The sequence below is a fragment of the Pseudomonas sp. S60 genome (assembly GCF_016647865.1).
Taxonomy (GTDB): Bacteria; Pseudomonadota; Gammaproteobacteria; order Pseudomonadales; family Pseudomonadaceae; genus Aquipseudomonas; species Aquipseudomonas parafulva.
Window position 1 is genome coordinate 34,866 of record NZ_JACVVH010000008.1, and the last position, 24,905, is coordinate 59,770.

The window sequence follows — 24,905 nt, forward strand, 5'->3', positions numbered from 1 at the left end:
ACGGCACCGAATGTTGATAAGGAGAGCCCATGAGCAAGATTCTCACCACCGCAAGCGGCGCACCTGTAGCCGATAACCAGAACTCCAGATCTGCCGGCCCTCGCGGCCCGTTGCTGCTCGATGACTTCCACCTCATCGAGAAGCTCGCCCATTTCAACCGTGAAAACATTCCGGAGCGCCGTGTTCACGCGAAGGGCTCGGGTGCTTATGGCACCTTCACGGTTACCCGTGACATCACTCAATACACCAGCGCCAAGCTGTTCGATCAAGTCGGCAAGCAGACCGAGACGTTCCTGCGTTTCTCCACCGTGGGGGGTGAGCGCGGCTCGGCCGACACCGAGCGCGACCCCCGCGGGTTCGCCGTGAAGTTTTACACCGAAGAGGGCAACTGGGACATCGTTGGCAACAACACCCCGGTGTTCTTCATCCGCGACCCGCTGAAATTCCCGGACTTCATCCATACCCAGAAGCGTCACCCGCAGACCAACCTGAAGAATGCACAGATGATGTGGGACTTCTGGTCGCACTCGCCTGAGGCGCTGCACCAGGTCACCATTTTGTTCTCCGACCGCGGTATCCCGGACGGCTACCGGCACATGCATGGTTTTGGCAGCCACACCTACAGCCTGATCAGTGCACAAGGTGAGCGCACCTGGGTGAAATGGCACTTCAAGACTCAGCAGGGCATCAAGAACCTCGCACCTGCCGATGCCGCACGCCTGGCAGGCACTGACCCCGACTACGCTCAGCGCGACCTTTTCGAAGCGATCGACCGCGGTGAGTATCCGCGCTGGACGGTGTGCATCCAGGTGATGAGCGAAGCTGAGGCAGCCAACCGCGCCGAGAACCCGTTCGACGTCACCAAGACTTGGTCTCAGAAAGACTACCCACTGATCGAAGTGGGTGTGCTGGAGCTCAACCGCAACCCGCTCAACTACTTTGCTGAAGTTGAACAGGCCGCGTTTGGCCCGAGCAACATGGTGCCGGGCGTCGGCCTGTCGCCTGACCGCATGCTGCAAGGCCGCGTATTCGCCTACGCCGACGCGCATCGCTACCGGGTAGGCACCAACCACCAGCACCTTCCAGTAAACGCGCCACGCTGCGCCGTAAACAGCTACCAGCGTGATGGTTCCATGGCCACGGGCAGCTATGGCGGTGCACCCAACTACGAGCCCAATAGCTACGCTGACGCCCCCAAGCAGTCGCCAGCTCACGCTGAACCGGCCTTGGCCCTCAGTGGCGCAGCAGACCGCCACGACCACCGTGTGGACAACGACTATTACAGCCACGCCGGGGCGCTGTTCCGTCTGATGAGCGAAGCCCAACGGTCGCTGCTGATCAACAACATTGCCGGCACCATGGCGGGTGTGAGTGAAGATGTCATCCAGCGCCAGTTGCAGTACTTCTTCAACGCTGACCCGGCGTATGGGGAGGGCATTGCCAAAGCGTTGGGCGTGAACCTCGCCTAAGTCGAAGTGATAAGAAGAACCGCCCTCATTTGGGCGGTTTTTCAATGAATATCACTACTGTTTGCCCGATTTTTTGCATCGAATTGCGCATTTCTCAGTGACCGTGGCGCAAAGCTGGTTCACACTATGTGCCATAGACGTTTTCATATGGAGAAGCAGGGCGATGCAAGGCCACCCGGACGTAATCAATTACCTCGTCACGTTGCTGAAGGGCGAACTGGCAGCGCGCGACCAGTACTTCATTCACTCACGGATGTATGAAGACTGGGGCCTGTCCAAGCTCTATGAACGTATCAACCACGAGATGGAAGAAGAAACCCAGCACGCCGACGCGTTGATGCGCCGCATCCTCATGCTCGAGGGCACGCCAGACATGCGTGCGGACGATCTGGAGGTGGGTACCACGGTGCCAGAGATGATCGAAGCCGACCTGAAGCTGGAGTACAAGGTGCGCGGCGCGCTGTGCAAAGGCATCGAACTGTGCGAGCTGCACAAGGACTATGTCAGCCGTGACATTCTGCGAGCCCAGTTGGCCGATACGGAAGAAGATCACACCTACTGGCTGGAGAAGCAGCAGGGTTTGATCAAAGCCATTGGCCTGCAGAACTACTTGCAGTCGCAGATGTAATGGAAGGGGCCGCTAAGCGGCCCCTTTTGCTTATGCCTTGTCCCGCTCCAACAGCGGCTTGAGGTAGTGCCCTGTGTAAGACTGCTTCATCTTGCTCAGCTCTTCGGGGGTTCCGCAGGCAATGATCTGCCCACCTTTGGAACCGCCTTCCGGCCCCAGGTCCACCAACCAGTCAGCCGTCTTGATCACATCCAGGTTGTGTTCAATCACCACCACGGTGTTGCCGTGGTCGCGCAGCCGGTGCAATACATCCAGCAACTGCTGAATATCCGCAAAGTGCAGCCCTGTGGTCGGCTCGTCAAGAATGTACAAGGTCTTGCCGGTATCGCGCTTGGACAGCTCACGTGACAGCTTCACCCGCTGCGCTTCACCACCCGACAACGTGGTCGCCGACTGGCCGAGCTTGATGTAGGAAAGGCCGACGTCCATCAGCGTCTGCAGCTTGCGCGCCAGTGCCGGTACGGCATCGAAGAACTCACGAGCGTCTTCAATGGTCATTTCCAGCACTTCGTGGATGTTCTTGCCCTTGTACTTGATCTCCAGCGTTTCGCGGTTGTAGCGCTTGCTCTTGCACACATCGCAGGGCACGTAGATGTCCGGGAGGAAGTGCATCTCTACCTTGATCAGGCCGTCGCCCTGGCACGCTTCGCAGCGCCCGCCTTTCACGTTGAACGAGAACCGGCCAGGGCCGTAGCCCCGTGAACGTGACTCTGGCACGCCGGAGAACAGCTCGCGGATCGGCGTGAAGATGCCGGTGTAGGTGGCCGGGTTGGAGCGGGGCGTTCGGCCAATGGGGCTCTGGTCGATGTCTACCACCTTGTCCAGGTGCTGCAGGCCATCCATGCTGGCGTGTGGCGCTGCTTCCTGCGTACTGGCGCCATTCAGCGCGGTAGCAGCCAGGGGGAACAAGGTGTTGTTGATCAGTGTCGATTTGCCCGACCCGGATACCCCTGTCACGCAGGTCAGCAGGCCGATCGGGATTTCCAGGTCGACGTTCTGCAAGTTGTTGCCACGCGCGCCTTTGAGCTTGAGCTGCAGCTTCTTGTTGCGCGGCGTGCGCTTGGCCGGCACGACGATTTTCTTGCGCCCCGACAGGTATTTGCCGGTCAGCGAATCAGGGTGGTCCATGACCTCCTGCGGCGTCCCCTCAGCCACGATCTGCCCGCCATGCACACCGGCACCCGGGCCGATGTCCACCACGTAGTCAGCCAGGCGGATGGCGTCTTCGTCGTGTTCAACCACGATCACGGTGTTGCCCAGGTCGCGCAGGTGGTTGAGCGTGGCCAGCAGGCGGTCGTTGTCCCGTTGATGAAGGCCGATGGACGGCTCATCGAGGATGTACATGACCCCCACCAGGCCTGCGCCGATCTGGCTGGCCAGGCGAATACGCTGCGCCTCGCCACCGGACAAGGTTTCCGCGCTGCGGTCCAGGGTCAGGTAGTCGAGCCCGACGTTCACCAGAAACTGCAGGCGCTCACAGATCTCCTTGAGAATCTTCGATGCAATTTCACCGCGCCGGCCGGTCAGGGTCAGTTCACTGAAATAGCCGCTGGCATCGCCAATGGGCATGTTGGCGACGGCTGGCAGGGTTTTCTCACCCACCCAGACATGGCGCGCTTCACGGCGCAGGCGGGTGCCGCGGCAGTCCGGGCAGGGCTGAGTGCCCAGAAACTTGGCCAGTTCCTCGCGCACGGTAGCCGACTCGGTTTCGCGATAGCGGCGCTCCAGGTTCGGCACGATGCCTTCGAACGGGTGCGAGCGCTTGACGATGTCGCCCCGGTCATTCAGGTACTTGAAGTCGACGCTCTGCTTGCCACTGCCCTGCAGGATCACCTTCTGGTGTTCAGGGGCCAGCTCGCCGAAGGGCTCGTCCAGGCTAAAGCCATAGTGCGCGGCCAGTGACCCGAGCATCTGGAAGTAGTAGACGTTGCGCCGGTCCCAGCCGCGTATCGCTCCCTCTGCAAGCGTCAATTCGGCGTTGACCAGGCGCTTGGTGTCGAAGAACTGCTTAACCCCCAGGCCATCACAGGTGGGGCAGGCGCCGGCCGGGTTGTTGAAGGAAAACAGCTTGGGTTCCAGCTCGCTGATGGCATGGCCGCAAATGGGGCATGCGAAGCGCGCCGAGAAAATCGTCTCTTCACCGGGTTCATCGTCCATCGGCGCGACCAGCGCGATACCATCGGCCAGCTTGAGGGCAGTCTCGAACGACTCTGCAAGGCGCTGCTGCAGGTCGGCACGCACCTTGAAACGGTCCACGACCACATCGATGCTGTGCTTTTTCTGCTTGTCCAGCTTGGGCACTTCGTCCAGCTCATACAGCTTGCCATTGACCCGGGCCCGCACGAAGCCTTGTGCGCGCAGCTCGTCGAACACGGCAAGGTGCTCGCCTTTGCGCTCGCGTATCACCGGGGCCAGCAGCATCAGCTTGCTGCCCTCAGGGCGCTCCAGCACCAGGTCCACCATCTGGCTGACCGTTTGCGCCTCCAGCGGAATGTCGTGGTCCGGGCAGCGGGGGGTGCCGACCCTGGCATACAGCAAGCGCAGGTAGTCGTAGATCTCGGTGATGGTACCCACGGTAGAGCGCGGGTTGTGCGAGGTAGACTTCTGTTCGATGGAGATGGCCGGTGACAGGCCTTCGATGGTGTCGACGTCTGGCTTTTCCATCATCGACAGGAACTGCCGGGCGTAGGCCGACAGCGATTCGACGTAACGGCGCTGGCCCTCGGCATACAGGGTATCGAAGGCCAGGGATGACTTGCCCGAACCGGACAGGCCGGTGATGACGATGAGCTTGTCCCGGGGCAGGGTCAGGTCGATGTTCTTCAGGTTGTGGGTACGTGCCCCACGAATCAGGATCTTGTCCACTGCGGCCTCGCTCGGCGGGCATAAACGAAGAATTATACGGCGCCCTGCCAGTACGCGGCAAAGCGTCGCGTAGATGCCGTCAAGCTGTCGGACTGATAGAATCGCCGCCGGTTCATACGAGATTAATCCATGCACGACACCCACAACGAGCGCATGAGCAGCAGCGAAACCCGCGCCGCTGGCGGCCTGGCCTTGGTCTTTGCCTTTCGTATGCTGGGCATGTTCATGGTCTTGCCGGTGCTTGCCACCTACGGGATGGACCTGGCAGGCGCAACGCCGGCGCTGATCGGCCTGGCCATCGGTGCCTATGGCCTGACCCAGGCGGTGTTGCAGATCCCGTTCGGCATGGTGTCCGACCGTATCGGCCGGCGCCCGGTGATCTACCTCGGGCTGGTGGTGTTCGCCCTGGGCAGTGTGCTGGCGGCCCAGGCGGACTCGATCTGGGGCGTAATCGCCGGGCGCATCCTGCAGGGCGCCGGGGCTATTTCTGCCGCCGTCATGGCGCTGCTGTCCGACCTCACCCGCGAACAGCACCGCACCAAGGCCATGGCCATGATCGGCATGAGCATCGGTTTGTCCTTCGCCGTGGCGATGGTCGTCGGGCCACTGCTGACAAGTGCCTTCGGGTTGTCAGGTTTGTTCCTTGCCACTGCAGGTCTTGCCCTGGTCGGGATCGCCCTCATCGCGTTCGTGGTGCCGGCCACCCACACCCTGTTGCAGCACCGCGAATCCGGCGTGGCACGCCAGGCCATCGGGCCAACCCTGCGCCACCCGGACCTTTTGCGCCTGGACGCGAGCATCTTCATCCTGCACGCCATCCTCATGGCAAGCTTTGTCGCACTGCCGTTGGCGTTCGTCGAGCGTGGCGGCCTGCCGAAGGAGCAGCACTGGTGGGTATACCTGACCGCGTTGTTCGTCTCATTTTTTGCAATGGTGCCGTTCATCATCTACGGCGAGAAAAAGCGCAAGATGAAACGTGTGCTGGCCGGGGCGGTCAGTGTGCTGCTGCTGGTGGAGGTGTTCTTCTGGCAGTGGGCTGACGGTTTGCGCGGACTGGTGATCGGCACCGTGGTATTCTTCACTGCATTCAACCTGCTGGAGGCATCGCTGCCTTCGCTGGTGAGCAAGGTGTCACCCGCCGGTGGCAAAGGGACGGCGATGGGGGTTTACTCCACCAGCCAGTTTCTCGGTGCGGCCTTGGGCGGCATCATGGGCGGCTGGTTGTTCCAGCACGGCGGGCTGAACCTGGTGTTCCTCGGTTGCGCAATACTGTGTCCCATCTGGCTGGTCGTCGCCTTGAGCATGAACGAGCCGCCGTATGTGACCAGCCTGCGCATGCCCTTGACGCCTGAGGCCGCAAACGAAGCCGGCTTGGCCACGCGGCTGATGGCCGTGCCTGGCGTGACCGACGCCGTGGTGGTGGCAGAGGAAGCAGCCGTCTACATCAAACTGGATACGAAAATTTTGGACCGCACGACCCTGGAGCGCCTGGTAAACCCAGCCTCAGCGGCGTGCGAAGCCTAGGAGAACGTTATGGCCCGTGGGGTTAACAAAGTCATTCTGGTCGGCACCTGTGGCCAGGATCCCGAAGTCCGCTACCTGCCCAACGGTAACGCCGTGACCAACCTGAGCCTGGCTACCAGCGAGCAGTGGACCGACAAGCAGTCGGGCCAGAAGGTCGAGCGTACCGAGTGGCACCGTGTGTCGCTGTTCGGCAAGGTTGCCGAGATTGCCGGCGAATACCTGCGCAAAGGCTCGCAGTGCTACATCGAAGGCAAGCTGCAGACCCGCGAGTGGGAAAAGGACGGCATCAAGCGTTACACCACCGAAATCATCGTCGACATCAACGGCACCATGCAGCTGCTCGGCGGTCGCCCGCAGAACCAGCAGCAAGGCGGTGACCCGTACAATCAGGGTGGTGGCAACTACGGTGGCGGCCAGCCGCAGCAGCAATACAACCAGGCCCCCCGCCAGCAGGCCTCGCGCCCGCAGCCACAACAGCAGCAACGCCCGGCGCCGCAGCAGCAGCCTGCACAGCAGCCGGCCGCAGACTTTGACAGCTTTGATGACGATATTCCGTTCTGATCGAACGGTACGCGTTTAGCGAGACCAGAAACCCAGGGCAGTTGCTCTGGGTTTTTTTTTGGCGCCAGGAATGGTGCGTTACGCGTAAGCGCAACCCGTTTGGCGCGTAGGGCCTGATGGTGAACGTCGTCAACATATGGAGCAAAGGAAAGTGTCAGCCGTAGGGGCGCGGGCGGGTGACTGCGAATCTGACGCAGCCCGAGGAAAATGCTGGCTTGACGAACAGTAAGAGGAGGGAGGTGGCACACCTGGGGAGGTAGCGCAAATCGCGAGAGCCTGAGACTTGCTCGGAACGTTGTGGCTTAGAACTTAGGGTATAAGCAGGAAAGTCATTGCAGCAACAGACCACGCCAATCTTGGATTCATTGAGTTCAGACAGCAGATATGGCTTTCGTCCGGGCAGTCGCGACCATCAAGCCGCCGATAGGGGGCCGAGTCCACGTAACGGCAGGCCCTGGCGGGTGGGTAGCGCTTGATCTGTGAAAGTTCTCCAACCGTATCAGCATCTACATCATGATGGCCTGTGTTGAACGCCGGGTGGTAAGGCGCTCAGGTTAATCCGCCGGTATCTCGAAGCGGAGGTAACGTCGGATGGTGGCGCCCGCCGAATGTAGGAGGGTGCGCCCTAAGTTTGACCGCTGTCGGACAATCCTGCTCGACAAACTCGACCACCCGCTGTAGCGACGAGTTCATCGCTCCATCCGCCATGCGGATAATTCAGAAATTATGTGCGTAACTGTCGCGCTGGCGAACAGCCGATCAATAGGGTTGAGCGCCGTATGAATCTGAACTTGAGGTGCTCAACGGAGCGGGTTAGCAATGGCGTTTTTTGATTCCTATTATGCGATCCGAGGAATTATTGAAAATCCACCGGCTAGGTATATCCGAGCGCTATAAATAGTTAGGGTGTTTATGTGCTTGCAAGCACACAAAATCTTAATGAGTTCGGAGGATGTATATGTCAGGGCAGTCTGCTGTTGAGAAAAGTGTTGCACATGATAACTCTGTATTAGAGTCGGATCCCTTCGAGGGCAGGGATTTTTTCTGGGAGCAGCATCGGTTCGCTAGAGATGGTTATTTGAAGATCAATCATCTGATTGATCCCTCGGTTCGTCAAGAAATTTCTACAGATGTGAAATATCTGCTGGAGAATTATGCAAAGCGCCGTGACTTTCTCATTGAGTCTACAGGCAATACACCGCGGTATTTGAGCAATGTTCCCCAGGAAAGTATAGAAGTTCATGGTCGCTACATTCCGCAGGCTTACAAGTCTCGCTATTTGATGAGCCTGATCAGCCATATCGTTAAAGAGGAAATCATTCCGACGCCATGGAAATGGGATAACTTTATCATCAATAGTCAGCACAAGCTTGGTGATACGCATGGCTGGCATTGGGGAGATTATCCCTACACGATAATATGGGTGGTTGAAGCTCCGAAGCTTGAGTCGGGTGGCTTGTTGGAGTGCGTACCCCACACAAATTGGGATAAACAAAATTCACGGGTTGAGAATCTGTTGGTAGAGAACAAGATTGACTCTTATTTTCATGTGACGGGAGATGTTTATCTGTTGAAGGCCGACACCACGCTGCACCGTGTTAAACCACTTACAGAAGATGCCACTCGCATCATTCTCAATACTACTTGGGAAAGAGCGCGTGATAAGGATCGGCAGGTTGAGCATGAAACTTTCGTGTTTCGTGACTAGTAGGGGGTGAGTATGGCTGAAGTAAAATATGCACACACTAATCTGGTTACTAGAGACTGGAAGAAGTCAGCCAAGTTTTATATTGAAGTTTTCGGCTGCATTCCCATTGGCCCCGTGCGCAGACTTTCAGGGCAGTCGGTCGCGAAAGGTACAGGGTTAATCGATCCAGAAATTGAAGGTATCCATCTTAGGTTGCCCGGGTTCGAAGAAGACGGTCCGACACTGGAGGTATTTCAGTACGCTGAAGCTGATGAACAACCGGAAAAGGTGGCGAACTCAAATGGCTTTACACACATTGCATTTGAGGTTTCAAATCTGGAAGCCGTTTGCGCAAAAGTTGTCAGTGCCGGCGGATCGATGCTTGGAACATTGGCGAAGCAGTCAGTTGTTCCGCTGGGCGTCTGTACATTTGCCTACGTGCGTGATCCCGATCGGAACATCATTGAAATCCAGCGTTGGGAGGCGATATGAAACGCAGACTCGCGCAGTTCGATCTGGTGAAGCCGAAATTTCCCAAAGGGCACGCGAAAATGAAGGACTTCTACAGTTCGACAGCTTATGTAAACGACTTGGCGGAGCAGCACCCCGGATTCATATGGCGTGACACTGCTGAGGAGCAGCTATTGCTGGATGACTTATGGGGCAAGGGCTATCTCTACACCCTCTCGCTGTGGCGGGATGTCGAATCACTGAAAGACTTTCTCTATAACACGCCGCACAAAAAATTTATACAGCGTGGCGGGGAATGGTTTGATCCAATTTCATGGCCCCGGGTAGTTTTGTGGTGGGTCGAGTCTAGCCATGTTCCCACCCTACGCGAGGCTCATGATCGCCTCACCAAGTTATACGAGATCGGTCCGTCCCATGACGCTTTCGACCTGCGCTCCAGTGAATTCCCAACGGTATTGTACTGAGGAAAGAAATATGACTCAAATGGATCGAAATATACAACAGCAACTAGCAGACTATTATCGCTGTTTTCTCGGAGATCCTGCACAGCTTGTGGCCGCACGACGATCAGTCAGGTTATCCCGGGATGCAGTGGAATGTTTTGAGGATGAATGGATTGCTGCCGAAGAGTGCCGTATTGATCTCCGGGAACTGCCATCAACGCAAAGGGCGTTTCTGCAGTGGTATTTGGTATACGAGACGAGGATCAATGAGGATATTCGCTTCTTTATCGATTTCATACGCCACGACGCAAGTGCGGAGCAGATAGCTTATTATATCTGTATGGAAGAAATGGTGGACGGTTCTTTTGATGACCTCATGGCAATGGCCCAACTTGGAATGCCTATTCGTTGCAAGATGGTTGCCGGGGAAAACTACTGGGATGAAATGGGGAATGGGGATTTTGCCGCCGTGCATAGCACGATGTTCCGGACTTCATCCAACTACATGCGTGACCTGCTGAGGAAGTCAGGAATCAGTCTAGATGCTTCCCCTCTTGAATGCTTGATGAACGGCAACATTCTGCTGATGTGGGCAGTACGTCGTGAATACAATATGCGCCTTATCGGAGCAATGGGATTGGTAGAGGGATCTGCGCCGGTGCGTTTTGGGGCCACTACCGCGGGGATGGAGCGTCTGGGCCTGCCGAAGGACGTAATTGCTTATCACAAGGCTCACATCGGTATTGACACCCGACACAGTGCATCTTGGTACGAAACGGTGCTGCAGCACTATTCAGCTTGTGGCGAGGATGTGGTGCGTGAGCTCTCGCTGGGCGTAATGACTCGCTACAACATCGCGCTGCGTTATTACCATTACATGTACAAAGCGATGCGGAGTCTGACATGAGTATTCAGCGAAAGACGGTAGTGGTCGTTGATCCGATCAGTTCAGGCCGACGATATGGACAGGATATCCGTCGTAAGGGATATCACGCAATGGCGCTGGTCACCTGTAGTCGATTTCCAGGGCGCCTTCAGAGGTTGCATTCTGTTAGTGAATTTGACGAGGTAGTGCATATTGAAAGCCTGGAGCAAGCGAAAGCGTGTATGGCCGACAAGGCAGTGATTGCAGTTATCCCAGGCTCCGATTCAGCATTGCGTATCTGTGACCGGTTAGCCGCTCATTTTGGGGTGGTCGGCAATCCGCTAGAAACGTGCATGGCGAGGTTGAACAAGTTTGAAATGAAGCGTCGTTTGCACCAGGAAGGTGTTCCGGTCACTTCTTCGCTCAGGCTGTCCATGGATGTTTTGATCAACGGGCATAATCCAGTTATTGCTTTCCCTGTTGTTGTGAAGCCGAGCCAGGGCACGGGCGCGAAGAATGTTAAGGTCTGTCATTCCAATCGTGATCTCTACAAGGCCATCTCTACCATTGAAAGCAATGGCGAGACCAGCTGGGAGGAGGAGAAACATACCCTGGTAGAGGCTTTTGTGGAGGGTCCTGAGTACTTCATCGTTACAGCAAATCTTGGAGCGGCAGGGCGGCAAATACTCTGCTTTGCCGAGTACGAAAAAATCCAAATTGATGGGTACCCTAGTATTTATCGCACTATTCGATCCCTTTCGCCCATAAGCGTCCAGGCGCAACAGGCTTTTACCTACGTAATGCAGGTCAACTCAGCCATTGAAGCCAACTTCGGCATCAACGATGTCGAGTTCAAGTTCAATTCAGCAGGTCATTTCATCATCGAGCAAAACGGGCGCATGCCTGGAGCAAATGTGCCCTCCTTGATAGAGCTGTGCACAGGGCTGAACTGCTACGACCTGAATATAGATATCCACCTAGGCCAAGCGCCGCTCAACTTGCCGGTGCCCTGCTACAACAAGCACTTCTGCATCTGTTGTCTGATCTCTGAACAAAGCGGTGCCGTTACAGGGTTTGAGGGCGTAACTCTGATTGAGCAGCTTGAGTCGTTCCATGAGCTTAGTTTCCTTGTGGAGGTGGGTGAGGTTATAGAGGTGACGCGAGACTTTCTGTCGTCCTGGGGCGTTGTCTACCTTATTCATGAGGATTGCGAGGTACTTCGCAGGGAGGCCGAGATCGTTCATGAGCGCCTGAAGCTTAGGCTTGCATAGTGTCAGTCATCACTGACAAGTCGAGACGGAGGGAGGGTTAATGTCAAATTGGATAGCGGTGATATGTTTGATCTTGCTTGCCTGTGCGATCTGCGGGCGTGTTGCAGCGATGTTTGGTCAGAGTCGAGTGGTTGGGGAAGTTATCGCCGGTGTCTTGCTAGGGCCTGCCGTGTTAGGTGCAGGGTTTCCCACAGTATCTTCGGTGGTGTTGGCGCCCGACTCTATGGAGGTGGTGCGGGCGCTTGGTGAACTTGGATTGATCATACTGATGGTCGAAGTGCCCTGGCATACCAACGGTTGTGGGCTGCGGCAGGGAGAGCGGCGTGCTTCCTTCTTGATCGCAGCTCTCGGAATAGCCCTGTCTTTTACTCTAGGGTGCCTCATTGGGGGTTGGTCGAAGGCGTCGATCGCCCCGGCCGAGCCGTATTGGTCCTACGTTGTGTTTAGTGGCATCGCGATGTCTGTCACTGCGTTGCCTGTGTTGGTGAGGATTATCCAAGAGCATAGGGGCATGGATGGACCGGTTGGCAAATTGGCACTATCAGCGGCGGTACACACCGATGTGTTTGCTTGGTGTGCTTTGGCGTTGGTGTTAACGCTGCAGCTAGGGGGAGCTGCCAGTATCTTCGAAAGCCTGCTCAGGCTCGCCGGTCTTGCGGTCTATGCCGCGATGACCCTCTTGGTGCTTCGTCCATGGCTGAAAAAGCATACCCGCATTACGTTTTTGGGGGAGCGGTCCCGCGTCACGATTGCGCTTCTATACTGTCTGGCTTCGGCGCAGCTCACCGCCATGCTCGGTTTTCATGAGGCGATTGGCGCACTTATGGCGGCGTACGTTTTTCACGACTACTGCTCAATGGAGCAGGCATGGCGTCGATGGATCGGGAGGTTCGGGCATCTCTTTCTTACGCCGATCTTTTTTGCAGGCTCTGGCATCCAGGTTTCCCTAAATTCGTTCAGTGAGCCAAGTCTCTGGTTATGGCTGCTGATGTATTTGCTAGCGGGGACCCTCGGCAAGGTGTTGGGTTCGTATACTGGGGCCCGATTGTCAGGTTTGACTCCAATTCATTCACTGGAAGTTGGTGTTTTGATGAATACCAAAGGCCTTGTGGAATTGGTGATACTCGGTGTAGGACTACAGGCTGGTGTCCTGTCTGAAAGTTCTTACAGTATATTCTTGCTGCTTGCCATTGTTTCTACGATATTAACTAATCCGTTAATGGCGCTGCTAGGCTGGTGGGCTTACAGAAATGCGTCAGTCTGTAAGGATTCGACCAAAATAGGTGTTTGATTTCTGACATAATCCCGATTACTGTCTAGCGCGGTGCAGGAAAAATCATAATAAAGGACCGTTATTTTGGACGTACTAATGGGGTTGTCGGCTGCGGTGTTCTGGGGGGCTACAGACTTTTTGGTCGGCGTGAACGCAAGATCTGTAGGAGTCAGGCGAGCGGTCTTTTGCGGTCAGCTATTAGGGCTGCTGTTGATGGTCATGATTATTCTAGTTGCAGCCTCTGAGTGGCGTAAGTTCACCTCTGCGCCTTGGTTTGCAATAGAGATGGGGTTAATCGCCTCTCTATGTACCGTAACGGGTGCGCTGGCGCTTTCAAAAGCTTTCGCTATTGGCAAGACTGCTGTTGTGGCACCACTCGTTACTTCGTATGGTGTTTTTACCACGCTGTTGGCGTGGCTAGGTGGTGACGCACTCTCCGCCTGGCAGGTGAGTGGTATTCTTGTCTGCTTCTTGGGAGTGGTATTGGCCAGTTGCAGCGATACGGGCATCCGCCTAGATCGCAAGGCCACGAGTGCGGTCTCTGTGGCGTTTGCCTTGTTGGCTGCCCTGCTTTACGGCATCAGCTTCTGGATTCAGGGCAAATTCGCCTTGCCGGTGCTGGGGCCGGTAAACATGCTAGCGCTTGGTTATGCGGTGGGGGTGTTGTTCCTGATCCCTGAAGGCTCAAGATTTCTGCGGGATCATAGGTCGATAACGCTTCAGACCTACGGTTCTCTATGCGGAGCCAGCCTTTTCAATTTGGGAGGGTTTGCTGCGTTCTCTTGGGGTGCACTGAATGGCTCGGTTTCCGTTGTCACCGTTATCAGCACTCTCTCAGGTGGTGTTGCCGCGGTCTTGGGATACTTTTTTTTTCGTGAACGATTGTCAGTCGTCCAGATCAGCGGTGTCAGCTTGGTACTGCTTGGGGCTTTGCTCCTGCACCTCTATGGATGACTTTCTCGGTAAAAAACAAAATTTCTTAGGGCTTTTGCCAATGGCGTAACTCTTCGCTGTAGGCTAGTAGAGACGAGTGCTCATAATGGACTATCAAAGCTATCTTGCGAAAAGTCAGGTTGATATGTTGCCGTGCATGGCCGCGTTTGCGGTGGTGGTTGAAGCAGGAAGTTTTGTAGACGCGTCTACCCGGCTAGGCTTGACCGCGTCCGCAGTCAGCAAGCAAGTATCGAAGCTCGAAAATGCGTTGTCGATCCGGTTGCTTGAGCGAAGCACGCGGCAGCTGAGAGTTAGTGCTGAGGGAGCGCAAGTCTACTCGCACTGCAAGGAACTGCTTGAGTCATCGGCCAATGTGTTTCGATTCAAGGAGCAGTTTCTCGAAACGCCGCAAGGGCTTATTCGTGTCGTGGTTCCGCGCTCGTTGTATTCTATGTGCCATCAACTTGTTCCTGAGTTTCTTCAGCGTTACCCTGGGTTAAATGTTCAACTTATTTCGAAGGATGGGGCGGTAGACTTCATCGGCGAGGGCGTTGACGTTGTTATACGAGTCACCGATAGTCCGCCGTTGGAGTTGGTGGCACGCAAGTTGTTTCCTGTCGAATTTATTGTCTGTGCATCGGGCAGCTACCTTGAAAAACATGGCAACCCCATTCACCCCTCAATATTGACGGAACACAGTTGCATCTCGTTATCAGAGGTTGCCGAGAAGAAGAGTTGGAAATTCACTTCGGCAGAGGGAGGCTGCGAAGTCTGTGTCTCAGGTCGCTACGTTTCGGACAGTCTGGAAGCCGTCTTAAATGCCACTGTCTCGGGGCTGGGAATATCCTGCTTACCTGTCAGGCTGGCTGCCGAATCGATTGCGTCCAATACACTGGTGGAAGTTTTGCCTGAATGGAAATACGCGGGTCCATTACAGGGAATGGCATGGATTCTCTACCAGCCAGGACGGCATGCATCACAGAGGGTGAAGGTGATGGTCGAATATCTAGTCGGCGCGTTACGCCGGACTGGCGGGGTGGATGGTTGGATAAATCAGGCGCCGCAAATAGATCGGATAAGGAGCTAGAGATGCCGACCCTTCGTACTGAATACTACTGTGATAAATGTTGGTATGTTTACGATCCCTCACAGGGTGACACCGAGCATGGCGTTGAGCCAGGTACCGCGTTCATTGATATTCCACGGGAATGGAAGTGCCCCGATTGCGGACTAGGCAAAGAGGCCTTCGTCCCGCGGAAGGATGAGAGATTGACGGGCGAAGCAATAACACGTTTCTAGAGAAACGCGCCAATGTTGAGTTTGTGAGCGAAACCGGTGCTCATACGCTAAGGCGTTGGTGGTGAGTGCAGCACTGCACCTTGCTGCTCAACAACCCAGCCGAGACTCCGGCGGATGCAGCAGCTGGAGAACTCGGTCACGGCACGCCCCAGTTCCTGGCGGCTGAGTAACGCCAGGTACGTGCGTCTGCAACAGCTGGCGTTGCTGTGCCAGCCCACTCGCTATTGTCGCTCAAGACACCATCCTCCCCAACCAAGCCTACAAGCGCCTATCGAAAAGGCTCCTACCTGCCCATCCCACCACCAGCCCTATCGCACTTCAGAGATTGTTCGCTAGTCTATGGGTATGCGGCTTTGCCAAGCCGTTACCGTGAAGTCTAGAGACGCCGGATACGCCCAAGCGTCCAAACCTGATCAGGAGTGCACGATGGATCTCAACCGTCGGCAATTCTTCAAGGTCGCCGCCGTCGGCCTTGGAGGCTCGAGTCTCGCGGCGTTGGGTATGGCCCCGACGCCTGCGTTTGCCGAGCAGGTGCGTCATTTCAAACTGACGCACACCAAAGAAACCCGTAACACCTGCCCCTACTGTTCGGTCGGCTGCGGCCTGATCATGTACAGCCAGGGTGATGCGGGCAAGAACGTCAAGCAGAGCATCATCCACATCGAAGGCGATGCCGATCACCCGGTGAACCGCGGCACCCTGTGCCCCAAAGGCGCCGGTCTGCTGGACTTCATCCACAGCGAAAGCCGTCTCAAATACCCCGAGGTCCGCAAGCCGGGCAGCAATGAATGGGTACGGGTCAGCTGGGATGAAGCGCTCGACCGGGTCGCTGGCCTGATGAAAGAAGACCGCGACGCCAACTTCATCGAAAAGAACGCCCAAGGGCAAACGGTCAACCGTTGGCTAACCACCGGCTTTCTCGCTGCATCGGCCGCCTCCAGCGAGGCTGGCTACCTGACCCACAAGGTCGTCCGCGCTACAGGCATGCTGGGGTTCGATAACCAAGCACGTGTCTGACATGGCCCGACGGTGGCAAGTCTTGCCCCGACGTACGGCCGTGGCGCCATGACCAACCATTGGTCAGATATTGCCAACGCGAATCTGGTCCTGGTGATGGGTGGCAACGCAGCAGAAGCGCATCCTTGCGGCTTCAAATGGGTGACCGAGGCCAAAGCGCACAACAAGGCGCGGCTGATCGTGGTCGACCCAAGGTTTACCCGTACCGCTTCGGTAGCCGATTACTATGCGCCGATCCGTACCGGTACCGACATCGCGTTCATGGGCGGGTTGATCAACTACCTGCTTAGCAACGACAAGATTCAGCACGAGTACGTGCGCAACTACACCGACGTGTCGTTCATCGTCAAAGATACCTATGGCTTCGAAGACGGGCTGTTCAGCGGCTACGACGAAAGCAAGCGTATCTATGCCGACAAATCCGGCTGGGGTTACGAACTGGGTGACGACGGTTTTGCCAAGGTCGACCCGACCCTGCAGCACCCACGTTGCGTGTTCCAGCTGATGAAGCAGCACTACAGCCGCTACACCCCTGAACTGGCGAGCATGACCTGTGGCATGCCCCAGGACGCGATGATGAAGGTATGGGAAGAAATTGCCACGTGCTCGGCACCCGGCAAGACCATGACCATCCTCTACGCATTGGGCTGGACGCAGCATTCGATTGGTGCGCAGATCATCCGCAGTGCAGCCATGGTGCAACTGCTGCTGGGTAACGTGGGCATGCCGGGGGGCGGGGTCAACGCGCTGCGTGGCCACTCCAACATCCAGGGGCTGACTGACCTGGGGCTGCTGTCCAACTCGCTGCCCGGCTACCTCACCCTGGCTGGCGATGCCGAACAGGACTACACCGCGTACATCGACAAGCGCGCGTCCAAGCCGCTGCGCCCTGGGCAACTGTCGTACTGGCAGAACTACGGCAAATTCCACGTCAGCCTGATGAAGGCCTGGTATGGCCCGAATGCCACCGCCGAGAACAACTGGGGCTACGACTGGCTGCCCAAGCTCGACGTGCCGGCCTACGACGTGCTGCGCATGTTCGAGATGATGAGCCAGGGCAAGGTCAACGGCTACATGTGCCAGGGCTTCAACCCGATCGCCGCGCTGCCGGACAAGAACCGCGTCACCGCCGCACTGGCCAAGCTCAAGTGGCTGGTAGTGATGGACCCGCTGGCGACCGAGACGTCCGAGTTCTGGCGCAACGCGGGGCCGTACAATGACGTGGACACGGCCAACATCCAGACCGAAGTGATCCGCCTGCCCACCACCTGCTTCGCCGAGGAAGACGGCTCGCTGGTCAACAGCAGCCGCTGGTTGCAGTGGCACTGGAAAGGCGCCGATGGCCCGGGCGAAACCCGCACCGATGTGCAGATCATGAGCGAGCTGTTCCTGCGCATGCGCCAGCGCTACCAGAAAGAGGGCGGGGCTTACCCCGACCCGCTGCTGAACATCCACTGGCCGTACAAGATCGCCGATGAACCCTCCCCCGAGGAACTGGCCAAGGAGATGAACGGCTGGGCAGTAACGGACCTTACCGACCCGACCGGCGCCGCCATCAAGGCTGGCCAGCAGCTCTCTGGTTTCGGCCAGCTCAAGGACGACGGCAGTACTGCGTCCGGCTGCTGGATCTTCGCCGGGTGCTGGACCGAGCAGGGCAACCAGATGGCTCGCCGCGACAACAGCGACCCCTACGGTATGCATCAGGTGCAGAATTGGGCGTGGGCGTGGCCTGCCAACCGCCGCATCCTCTATAACCGCGCCTCCAGCGACCCGCAGGGCAAGCCTTGGGACCCGGAGAAAAAACGCCTGGTGTGGTGGAATGGCAAGGCCTGGGGCGGTACTGACGTGCCCGACTTCAAGGTGGACTCGCCGCCGGAGGCGGGCATGAACCCGTTCATCATGAACCCCGAGGGCGTGGCGCGTTTCTTTGCCATCGACAAGATGGCCGAAGGGCCGTTCCCTGAGCACTATGAACCGTTCGAGACGCCGATTGGCATCAACCCGCTGCACCCGAACAACAAGAAGGTCATCAGCAACCCTGCCGGGCGCATCTTCGATTCGGTGTGGGAAACCCTCGGTACCCACGACGAGTTCCCGTATGCGGCCACCACCTACCGGCTGACCGAGCACTTCCACTTCTGGAGCAAGCATTGCCGGCTCAACGCAATTGCCCAGCCCGAGCAGTTTGTCGAGATTGGCGAAGTACTGGCTAACGAGAAGGGCATCAAGGCCGGCGACCGGGTACGGGTGTCGAGCAAGCGCGGGCATATCGACGCGGTGGCGGTGGTGACCAAGCGGATACGCCCGTTGCAGGTGAACAACCAGACCGTGCACCAGATCGGTATCCCGTTGCACTGGGGCTTCACCGGGGCGACCCGCCACGGGTACCTGACCAACACCTTGGTGCCGTTCCTGGGCGATGGTAATACCCAGACACCAGAGTCCAAGTCGTTCCTCGTCAAAGTGGAGAAACTCTGATGGCCAGCCAAGACATCATTGCCCGCTCGGCCACCACCACCGTGCCGCCTTCGGTGCGCCAGCAGGAGCAGGTCGCCAAGCTGATCGACACCACCAAGTGCATCGGCTGCAAGGCCTGCCAGGTGGCGTGCTCGGAGTGGAACGAGCTGCGCGACGAGGTGGGGCACAACCACGGCACCTACGACAACCCGCAGGACCTCAGTGCCGAAACCTGGACGTTGATGCGCTTCACCGAGCATGAGCGCGACGATGGCAACCTGGAGTGGCTGATCCGCAAGGATGGCTGCATGCACTGTGCAGAGCCAGGCTGCCTGAAGGCGTGCCCCAGCCCGGGGGCGATCATCAAGCACGCCAACGGTATCGTCGACTTCAACCAGGACCATTGCATTGGCTGCGGCTACTGCATCACTGGCTGCCCGTTCAACATCCCGCGCATCTCGCAGAAGGACCACAAGGCCTACAAGTGCACCCTGTGTTCGGACCGCGTGAGCGTAGGGCTGGAACCAGCCTGCGTGAAAACATGCCCGACCGGTGCAATCGTGTTTGGCACCAAGGACGAGATGAAGGTGCATGCCGACGAGCGCATCGTCGACCTGAAGTCACGGGGTTACGACAAGGCCGGGCTGTACGACCCGGATGGCGTCGGCGGTACCCATGTGATGTACGTGCTGCACCACGCCGATACGCCCAAGCTGTATGCCGGCCTGCCGGACCAGCCGGTGATCAGCCCACTGGTAGGGCTGTGGAAGGGCTTCACCAAGCCATTGGCGCTGTTGGCCATGGGGGCTGCGGTGCTGGCCGGGTTCTTCCACTACGTGCGCATCGGGCCTCAGCGGGTGGAGGAGGATGAACACCCGACCCCGCCTGATGACAGCGTGCATCAGGTGGACCCGGCAGTGCATGTGTACGACCCGACCAAGCCCGGTGGGCAAGGGGAGCAGCGGCCATGAACCACAACAAACCCATCCTGCGCTACAACGCCAACGAGCGCACCAACCACTGGGTGGTGGCGATCCTGTTCTTCATGGCCGGGCTGTCCGGGCTGGCGCTGTTCCACCCGGCGCTGTTCTGGCTCAGCAACCTGTTCGGCGGGGGGCCGTGGACGCGTATCCTGCACCCGTTCCTGGGCGTCGCGATGTTCGTGTTCTTCCTTGGCCTGGTGATTCGCTTCTGGCGCGCCAACTTCATCACCGCCAACGACCGGCTGTGGTTGCGGCGCGTGGACCGGGTGATGCGCAACCAGGAGGATGGCGTGCCCCCGATCGGCAAGTACAACGCCGGCCAGAAGCTGCTGTTCTGGACGCTGCTGGTGTGCATGTTGATTCTGTTGGTCAGTGGCGTGGTGATCTGGCGTGCCTACTTCAGCCAGTATTTCGGCATTGGCGCCATACGCCTGGCTACCTTGCTGCATGCCCTGGCGGCCTTCGTGCTGGTGCTCAGCATCATCGTGCACATCTACGCAGGCATCTGGATCAAGGGCTCGATTGGCGCCATGCTGCACGGCTGGGTAAGCCGCGCCTGGGCGCGCAAGCACCACGAGTTGTGGTACCGCGAAGTGACGGGTGACAAGACGCCGTCCGATCACCGCAGAAAAGAAGGATGAACGCTTGAGCAGCATACTCGAACCCGGGCAGATCGAAGCGTCGGCGGTTATGCCGCCGTTTCTGCACGTGCCGCCGGCCAACCTGTTCGCCTTGCGCGCCGCCCGCCTGGAGCGCCTGGCTGAAGGCAACCCGCTGCGCCGCTATCTGCTGTTGGTGGCACGGCTGTGCCGCATTCAGCAGCAGCTTGTGGACAACCCACCCTCTGCATTGCCTGTTGCCGAGGACCGTCAGCGCTTGTGTATAAGCCACGGCCTGCCGCCCTTGGCGGCTGACAGCCTGGTCCGCGAAGGGGCATGGCTGGCATGGTTGCAGGCGCTGTTGGGCCACTTCGATGAGCCTGCCGATAGCCCGCTGGGTGCAGCGGTGCAGCTGCTGCGCAGCAGTGATGACAACCAGCGCAAGGGCTGGGGCATCGCCTTGCTCTCGGGGCAGTACGATGCGGTGCCGGCGGCCTTGGTGCCGTTCATGGGGGCTGCCTTGCAAGCGGCATGGTCCAGCTGGCTGCTGGCGTTGCCCGGCACCGAGCTCAAGCCTGCCGCCAGCCTGGCCCAGTGCCCGGCCTGTGGCTCGCCGGCCATGGCTGGGGTGGTGCGCAACCGCGGCAAGCACAATGGCCTGCGCTACCTGGCCTGCTCGCTGTGTGCCTGTGAATGGCACGTGGTGCGCGTCAAATGCGTGTACTGCGAGTCGAGCAAGGGCCTGCGCTACACCACCCTCGACGACGACCGCCACGCCCCTGGCAAGGCGCCGTTGCGCGCGGAGTGCTGCCCAGGCTGCAACAGTTACCTCAAGCAGCATTACCTGGAAAACGACGCGGCGGCTGAGCCACTGGCTGACGACCTGGCAACGCTGGCGCTCGACATGTGCCTGGACCAGGAAGGCTTCCATCGCCTGGCGCCGAACCTGATGCTTGCCCCAGGTCAGGGGTAGAGTGTCTACACTGTAAGACCGAGTCGCCTGCATCGTCGGCAAGCCGGCCCCCACAGGGGTACAGAAAACGCCTGTGGGGCCGGCTTGCCGGCGACAAAGGCCAGTACCGCAAACGGACCAGCCCAGGGTAGTACCGCATGTCCCTCAGCTTAGCCAGCGACACCCCACGCCTGCCTTCAATCGATACACTGCTGCGTCACCCCGCCTGCCACCCGCTGATCGACCGCCACGGCCGCGACGCCGTCCTGGCCACCTTGCGTCAACTGCTCGACGACCTGCGCGAGCCGGCCCGCGCTGGCGAACTCAGCGCCCCCGAGCTGGCTGGCGAAGTGCTGCTGGGCCGTGCCGGCGAGCGGCTGGCCATCCAGCAACGCAGCCAGGTTCGCCGGGTGTTCAACCTCACCGGCACTGTGCTGCACACCAACCTCGGCCGGGCGTTGCTGCCTGAAGAGGCCATCGAGGCCATGCACACCGCGGCGCGCTACCCGCTGAACCTGGAGTTCGACCTGGCCACTGGCAAGCGCGGCGACCGTGATGACCTGATCGAGGGGCTGGTGCGCGAGCTGACCGGTGCCGAAGCCGTCACCGTGGTCAACAACAACGCGGCGGCGGTCATGCTGGCCCTGAACAGCCTGGGCGCGCGCAAGGAAGGCATTATCTCCCGGGGTGAACTGATCGAGATTGGTGGCGCCTTCCGCATCCCCGACATCATGGCCCGTGCCGGGGTCAAGCTGCACGAAATCGGTACCACCAACCGTACCCACGCCCGCGACTACGAGGCCGCTATCGGCCCGCGTACCGGTTTGCTCATGCGCGTGCATTGCAGCAACTACAGTATCCAGGGCTTCACCCACCAGGTGCCCACCGCAGAGCTGGCGCGCATCGCCCGTCAGCACCAGTTGCCACTGCTCGAAGACCTGGGCAGCGGTAGCCTGCTGGACCTCACGCGCTGGGGCTTGCCAGCCGAGCCCACCGTTCGCCAGGCCCTGGCTGACGGCGCTGATATCGTTACCTTCAGTGGTGACAAACTGCTGGGTGGGCCACAAGCCGGCATTATCGTTGGCCGCAAGGACCTGATCGCTCGCATCAAGAAAAACCCGCTCAAGCGTGCTCTGCGCGTCGACAAGATCACCCTTGCCGCGCTCGAAGCAGTGCTGGCGCTGTACCGCAACCCCGACCGGTTGGCCGAACGCCTGCCCAGCCTGCAGTTGCTTACCCGTAGCCAGACGGATATCCAGGCGCAGGCCGAACGCCTGGCACCCGAGCTCAAGGCCCGCCTGGGTGAACAGTGGGCCGTGAGCGTGCAACCTGCCCTGGGCATGATCGGCAGTGGCAGCCAGCCTGTGGCACGGCTGCCCAGCGCCGCGTTGTGCGTGCGCCCGCTGGTGCCCAAGCGGTTGCGCGGGCGCAGCCTGCATGCGTTGGAGCGTGCACTGCGCGAGCTGCCAGTGCCGGTCATTGGCCGCATTGACGATGACGCCTTGTGGCTCGACCTGCGCCAACTGGACGACGAGCCCCAGTGGCTGGCGCAGTTGCCCGGCCTGCACGTGGGGCCGGTGCAGTGATCGTTGGCACAGCCGGCCACATCGACCATGGTAAGACTGCCTTGCTGCAGGCGCTCACCGGCCAGGCCGGCGACCATCGCCAGGAAGAACGGGCACGGGGCATGACCATCGACCTTGGCTACCGCTATGCGGCGCTGGTCGAGGGCGCGCCGCTGACGGGCTTTATCGACGTGCCGGGTCACGAGCGTTTCATCCACAACATGCTGGCCGGTGCCCACGGCATCGACCTGGTGCTGTTGGTGGTGGCGGCAGACGACGGGGTCATGCCGCAGACCCGCGAGCACCTGGCGATCATCCAGCTGCTGGGCATCCCCCAGGCCCTGGTGGTGATCAGCAAAAGTGACCGTGTTGAACCTGAGCGCCTGGCGCAGGTGCAGGTGCAGGTCAGCGAGCTGCTGGCGCCAGGGCCCTATGCCGGCGCGCAGCAGTTTGCAGTGTCGAGTATCACCGGGGCAGGGGTGGAGGCGCTGCGTCAGGCCTTGGTGATGGCGGGGCGTGATGTACAACGCCGCAGTGTGGCCGGCGGTTTTCGCCTGGCGGTAGACCGCGCCTTCGCCGTCACCGGTGCCGGTGTGGTGGTAACCGGTACCGCATTGGCCGGGCAGGTAAGGGCTGGCGATACGCTGTTGCTGGGCAAGGCCGGCAAACCGGTACGCGTGCGCGGGTTACACGCGCAGAACCAGCCAGCGCTGGTGGCAGAAGCGGGGCAGCGGGTGGCGCTGAATATCGCTGCCGAGCGCCTGGCGGTGGAGCACGTGCGCCGGGGCGACTGGCTGGTGCCCCAGTGGCTGCATGCGCCCAGCGTAAGGGTAGACATCGAGCTGCACTTGCTACCGGGCGAGGGGCGGGTATTCGAACATTTCAATGCTGTGCACGTGCACCTGGGCACTCAGGATGTAACTGCCAGGGTTGCCCTGCTGGAAGGGCCAAGCCTTGCCCCAGGCCAGCGCATGTTCGCCCAGTTGCTGCTGAACGCCCCCCTGCAGGCCGTGCACGGCGACCGCCTGGTGCTACGTGACCAGCGCGCCCAGCACACCCTGGGCGGGGGCAGGGTGCTCGACCCGTTCGCGCCCAGCCGGCAGCGCCGCAGTGAACAGCGCCTGCAACAGTTGCAAGTGCTGCGTGATGCGCCAGGGCTCGAGCAGGCGCTGCCAGGGCTGCTGGCCAGTGCCGCCGGTGGCATCGACCCCCAGCGCCTGGAGCGGCAATTCAATCGCCTGCGCAATACCTGGGCACTACCCGAGGATGTCCAGGTGATCGCCACACGGCAGGGGCAGTTGTTGTTCGCCAACGCCCAATGGCAGGCACTGCGGCAAGAACTGCTCAGTCAGCTGGCGCTGTTTCACGTACAGGAGCCCGACCAGCTTGGCCCCGACCGCGACCGGTTAAGGCGCTTTGCAGCCATGCCCCTTGAGCGCCCGGCCTTCGTCAGCCTGGTAGATGAGCTGTTGGCGCAGGGCGCCTTGGCCAGCAGCGGGGCCTGGCTGCACCTGCCGGATCACAAGGTTCAGCTGAGCGATGCAGACACGGCGTTATGGGCGCGCTTGCAGCCCCGGCTGCTGGCAGGGCTGTACGACCCGCCCTGGGTCAGGACACTGGCGAGTGAAGAAAACTGCGCCGAAGCTGACGTCCGCCTGCTGCTGCGCAAGCTGGCCCGGTTAGGGCTGGTGCACCAGGTAGTGCGTGACCTGTTCTACCCGCAAGCCACGCTGGAGCGCATGGCAGAGCTGTTGCAGAGCCACCTCGATGCCACGCCGGTAGTGCAGGTTGCGGCGTTTCGCGATATGTTGGGCATCGGTCGCAAGCGCAGTGTGCAGATTCTGGAGTATTTCGACCGTATCGGCCTGACCCGCAGGGTGGCCGACCAGCGCCACATTCGCGCTGACAGCGCCCTGGCCCAGCAGCAGGCCAGGCACTGACTCAAAGGAAGGCAATCGCGCCCGGTGGCGCGGCCGGGCTTCAAACCCGGTTGGGGACGGCATCCGTTCCCGGGCAGGTTCGACTCCCGCTGCCTTCCGCCAC

General features: G+C 59.3%; 20 protein-coding genes and 1 tRNA gene. 20 read left to right on the plus strand and 1 reads right to left on the minus strand.

The window, feature by feature from the left end:
* Positions 1–29 precede the first annotated feature (29 nt).
* Positions 30–1,469, plus strand: a complete 1,440-nt coding sequence (locus IAE33_RS06065; RefSeq protein WP_201162782.1) for a catalase — start codon at positions 30–32, stop codon at positions 1,467–1,469.
* A gap of 163 nt (positions 1,470–1,632) precedes the next feature.
* Positions 1,633–2,097, plus strand: a complete 465-nt coding sequence (bfr, locus tag IAE33_RS06070) for a bacterioferritin (protein ID WP_028633076.1) — start codon at positions 1,633–1,635, stop codon at positions 2,095–2,097.
* A gap of 30 nt (positions 2,098–2,127) precedes the next feature.
* Here the strand turns inward: bfr and uvrA are convergent, their stop codons facing one another.
* Positions 2,128–4,962, minus strand: coding sequence for an excinuclease ABC subunit UvrA (gene uvrA, locus IAE33_RS06075; RefSeq protein WP_201162783.1), 2,835 nt, complete (start codon positions 4,960–4,962; stop codon positions 2,128–2,130).
* Between the two features lie 129 nt (positions 4,963–5,091).
* Between uvrA and IAE33_RS06080 the strand changes: the two genes are divergently transcribed.
* The 18 genes from IAE33_RS06080 to IAE33_RS06165 all read left to right on the plus strand — a co-directional run bounded on the left by IAE33_RS06080 (position 5,092) and on the right by IAE33_RS06165 (position 24,904).
* Positions 5,092–6,486 carry an MFS transporter gene (locus IAE33_RS06080; RefSeq protein WP_201162784.1) on the plus strand — a complete coding sequence of 465 codons (1,395 nt, stop codon included), beginning with the start codon at positions 5,092–5,094 and terminating at the stop codon, positions 6,484–6,486.
* A gap of 9 nt (positions 6,487–6,495) precedes the next feature.
* The gene (locus IAE33_RS06085; protein WP_201162785.1) at positions 6,496–7,047 is read left to right on the plus strand and encodes a single-stranded DNA-binding protein; all 552 of its coding nucleotides are present in this window, start codon (positions 6,496–6,498) and stop codon (positions 7,045–7,047) included.
* A 952-nt stretch (positions 7,048–7,999) separates the two neighbouring features.
* Entirely contained in the window at positions 8,000–8,755 is a 756-nt protein-coding gene (locus IAE33_RS06090; RefSeq protein WP_201162786.1) for a HalD/BesD family halogenase, read from the plus strand.
* Between the two features lie 12 nt (positions 8,756–8,767).
* A complete protein-coding gene (locus IAE33_RS06095) occupies positions 8,768–9,226 on the plus strand; it encodes a VOC family protein (protein ID WP_201162787.1) in 459 nt (152 codons plus the stop codon).
* On the plus strand, positions 9,223–9,669 hold the full coding sequence (locus tag IAE33_RS06100; protein ID WP_201162788.1) for a DUF3291 domain-containing protein: 447 nt from the start codon (positions 9,223–9,225) through the stop codon (positions 9,667–9,669). Before IAE33_RS06095 ends, IAE33_RS06100 begins: the two co-directional genes overlap by 4 nt.
* 10 nt (positions 9,670–9,679) lie before the next feature.
* Positions 9,680–10,555, plus strand: a complete 876-nt coding sequence (locus IAE33_RS06105) for an iron-containing redox enzyme family protein (RefSeq protein ID WP_201162789.1) — start codon at positions 9,680–9,682, stop codon at positions 10,553–10,555.
* Complete coding sequence (locus tag IAE33_RS06110; RefSeq protein WP_201162790.1) at positions 10,552–11,784, plus strand: ATP-grasp domain-containing protein; 1,233 nt, start codon at positions 10,552–10,554, stop codon at positions 11,782–11,784. The genes IAE33_RS06105 and IAE33_RS06110 overlap by 4 nt, the downstream gene beginning before the upstream one ends.
* Positions 11,785–11,824: 40 nt before the next feature.
* Positions 11,825–13,075, plus strand: a complete 1,251-nt coding sequence (locus IAE33_RS06115; RefSeq protein ID WP_201162791.1) for a cation:proton antiporter — start codon at positions 11,825–11,827, stop codon at positions 13,073–13,075.
* Positions 13,076–13,141: 66 nt separating this feature from the next.
* Positions 13,142–14,011, plus strand: a complete 870-nt coding sequence (locus IAE33_RS06120) for a DMT family transporter (protein ID WP_201162792.1) — start codon at positions 13,142–13,144, stop codon at positions 14,009–14,011.
* A gap of 85 nt (positions 14,012–14,096) precedes the next feature.
* Complete coding sequence (locus IAE33_RS06125; RefSeq protein WP_201162793.1) at positions 14,097–15,077, plus strand: LysR family transcriptional regulator; 981 nt, start codon at positions 14,097–14,099, stop codon at positions 15,075–15,077.
* A gap of 2 nt (positions 15,078–15,079) precedes the next feature.
* Entirely contained in the window at positions 15,080–15,289 is a 210-nt protein-coding gene (locus tag IAE33_RS06130) for a rubredoxin (protein ID WP_201162794.1), read from the plus strand.
* Positions 15,290–15,715: 426 nt separating this feature from the next.
* Positions 15,716–18,784, plus strand: coding sequence for a formate dehydrogenase-N subunit alpha (fdnG, locus tag IAE33_RS06135; protein WP_201162795.1), 3,069 nt, complete (start codon positions 15,716–15,718; stop codon positions 18,782–18,784).
* Complete coding sequence (gene fdxH, locus IAE33_RS06140; RefSeq protein ID WP_201162796.1) at positions 18,784–19,734, plus strand: formate dehydrogenase subunit beta; 951 nt, start codon at positions 18,784–18,786, stop codon at positions 19,732–19,734. Before fdnG ends, fdxH begins: the two co-directional genes overlap by 1 nt.
* A complete protein-coding gene (locus tag IAE33_RS06145; RefSeq protein ID WP_201162797.1) occupies positions 19,731–20,387 on the plus strand; it encodes a formate dehydrogenase subunit gamma in 657 nt (218 codons plus the stop codon). The genes fdxH and IAE33_RS06145 overlap by 4 nt, the downstream gene beginning before the upstream one ends.
* A 4-nt stretch (positions 20,388–20,391) precedes the next feature.
* Positions 20,392–21,318, plus strand: a complete 927-nt coding sequence (gene fdhE, locus IAE33_RS06150; protein ID WP_201162798.1) for a formate dehydrogenase accessory protein FdhE — start codon at positions 20,392–20,394, stop codon at positions 21,316–21,318.
* Between the two features lie 137 nt (positions 21,319–21,455).
* The gene (gene selA, locus IAE33_RS06155) at positions 21,456–22,883 is read left to right on the plus strand and encodes an L-seryl-tRNA(Sec) selenium transferase (protein WP_201162799.1); all 1,428 of its coding nucleotides are present in this window, start codon (positions 21,456–21,458) and stop codon (positions 22,881–22,883) included.
* Positions 22,880–24,802 carry a selenocysteine-specific translation elongation factor gene (selB, locus tag IAE33_RS06160; protein WP_201162844.1) on the plus strand — a complete coding sequence of 641 codons (1,923 nt, stop codon included), beginning with the start codon at positions 22,880–22,882 and terminating at the stop codon, positions 24,800–24,802. The genes selA and selB overlap by 4 nt, the downstream gene beginning before the upstream one ends.
* 6 nt (positions 24,803–24,808) lie before the next feature.
* Positions 24,809–24,904 (plus strand) — tRNA-Sec (locus tag IAE33_RS06165).
* Position 24,905: the final 1 nt, after the last annotated feature.